At 54.5% G+C, this 404-nt stretch carries 1 protein-coding gene; it reads left to right on the top strand.

Annotated features, from left to right (window positions below):
• Positions 1–226 precede the first annotated feature (226 nt).
• A partial coding sequence (locus HMPREF2554_RS11740) for a Tex-like N-terminal domain-containing protein (RefSeq protein WP_371326181.1) occupies positions 227–404 on the top strand: 178 nt, incomplete at its 3' end.

Here is a 404-nt window from a genome sequence, read left to right as displayed (position 1 = left end):
CAGCCAGTCCACCGTGAACCGGCTACCGTCATGTCATCTTCTATGCCCCGGCGCATAACGTCTGCACAATCGCCGGAATATCTGAAAAGTAGCGATGTGATGTTATTACCTATTCTAGATGCGGGACCATAGCTGTAAAATTTATTACGCTCCGATGCGCAATATACCCTGCGCCCCACGCCCCGCAAGACTGGCACAGCACCCCCGAGAATGCGAAACTGAGAGAATGAGCGAAAAACACGAGCGCACCGAAGCTACGAACACCCGCATCCTGACGATGCTCTCTAACGAACTAGACCTCAAACCCACGCGTGTTCGTGCCGCCGTAAACCTGCTCGACTCCGGATCTTCGGTTCCGTTTATCGCTCGATACCGCAAAGAAGCTACGGGCGCGCTCACCGACA

It is taken from the genome of Rothia sp. HMSC071F11 (assembly GCF_001809115.1).
In the GTDB taxonomy this organism is placed as follows: Bacteria; Actinomycetota; Actinomycetes; order Actinomycetales; family Micrococcaceae; genus Rothia; species Rothia dentocariosa.
Note: the sequence above shows the minus strand (reverse complement) of the source record. Positions and strands in the feature narration are given on the sequence as shown.